Below are 1,691 nucleotides of genomic sequence, written 5' to 3'. Positions count from 1 at the left end.
ATGGTCAGAACGGCCTCGGAGGGAAATAGCATGTGCAATGAATCACATTTTTTGCCTCCGGGATGCAAAAAAGGGGAATAAATCCCCCTTTTTTGCCCGCGTAGCGCATCAAATAAAGCGGCTCAGGAAGGCTTGGGTGCGCGGGTGCTGCGGTGTGACCAACACATCATCTGGACGTCCTTGCTCAACAACAACGCCTTGATCCATAAAGATCACACGATCTGCCGCTTCGCGGGCAAAACCGATCTCATGGGTGACGACGATCATCGTTAAGCCTTGTTCGGCCAGGGAGCGCATGGTGGCCAGCACTTCACCGACCAACTCGGGGTCCAACGCCGACGTCGGTTCATCAAACAACATCACTTTCGGGCGAATGGCCAGCGCACGCGCAATGGCAACGCGCTGCTGCTGACCGCCGGAGAGGTGGCGTGGGTAGGCATCCGCCTTGTGCTCCAGCCCAACGCGTTTTAACAACTCCATGGCATACGCCTGCGCTTCCTGACGATCCTGTTTATGCACCCCGACTGGCGCTTCAATGATGTTTTGCAGCACAGTCATGTGGGGATAGAGGTTGAACTGTTGGAACACCATGCCAATGTGACTGCGTTGGCGCGCAATGTCGCGTGCCGACAGTGCATAGAGCTTATCGCCACGCAATTGATAGCCGATCTGCTCATCGCCCATCATGATGTAACCTTCATCCATTTCTTCCAGGTGGTTGATGCAGCGCAGGAAGGTAGATTTACCCGAACCTGATGGCCCCAGAATCACTACAGTTTCGCCGCTGTTCACCTCAAGATCGATACCGCGCAATACATGGTTGTCGCCAAAATATTTATGGACGTTGCGTGCTCGCACCAGTGGCGTTTTTTCCAGATTCTCCGGCGTGGCGGAATGCTGCTTGCTCATTAAGACGCCTCCTTACTGGACGCATTGGTTTTTGCGGGAGGCGTACGGCGCGTCTCCGATGCCGGGCGGCGCTCACCGCGGGAATAATAGCGTTCGATAGCGGATTGGCCCACGTTAAGCAGCGAGGTAATGAACAGATACCAAATCACTGCCACCATCAACATCGGGATCACTTCGAAGGTGCGATTATAAATGGCCTGCACCGAGTAGAGCAGATCGCCCATGGCGATTACGCTCACCAGTGAAGTCGCTTTGATCATACTGATCAACTGGTTACCGGTCGGTGGAACAATGGCACGCATCGCCTGCGGAATAATGATACGACGCAACGCGCGGCTGCGGCTCATGCCGAAAGCCTGTGACGTTTCCACCTGTCCGTTATCGACCGAAAGCAGGCCACCACGAATGATCTCTGCCATATAGGCAGCTTCATTGAGCGCTAGCCCTGCGATAGCCGCAGTGAGTGGTGTGATCAGATCGTTGGTGTTCCAGCTTATCCATTCTGGGCCAAAGGGGATGCCCAGAGAGACGCGAGGGAAGAGTGTGGAAAGGTTGTACCAGAAAATCAGTTGCACCAGCAGCGGCGTGCCACGAAAAAACCAGATGTAGAGGCTGGAAAGCCCGCTGAGCAACCGATTGCTGGACATGCGACCGACGGCCAGCAGCAACCCCAGTATAACACCGATGATCATGGCCACGACCGTAAGGCCCAGGGTCACCGCCAATCCTTCGAGAACGGTTTTCTCGTTGAACCACTGATAAACCACATGCCATTCAAAGTT

2 protein-coding genes are annotated in these 1,691 nt (G+C 54.6%); both read right to left on the bottom strand.

Annotation, left to right across the window (positions count from 1 at the left end):
• Positions 1 to 108: 108 nt before the first annotated feature.
• Complete coding sequence (locus J5224_RS26765) at positions 109 to 909, bottom strand: amino acid ABC transporter ATP-binding protein (RefSeq protein ID WP_264628195.1); 801 nt, start codon at positions 907 to 909, stop codon at positions 109 to 111.
• Positions 909 to 1,691: amino acid ABC transporter permease (locus J5224_RS26760; protein WP_264628194.1), on the bottom strand; the 783-nt coding region annotated here is incomplete at its 5' end. The genes J5224_RS26760 and J5224_RS26765, both read right to left, overlap by 1 nt.

It is taken from the genome of Candidatus Symbiopectobacterium sp. NZEC135, assembly GCF_025962695.1.
Note: the sequence above shows the minus strand (reverse complement) of the source record. Positions and strands in the feature narration are given on the sequence as shown.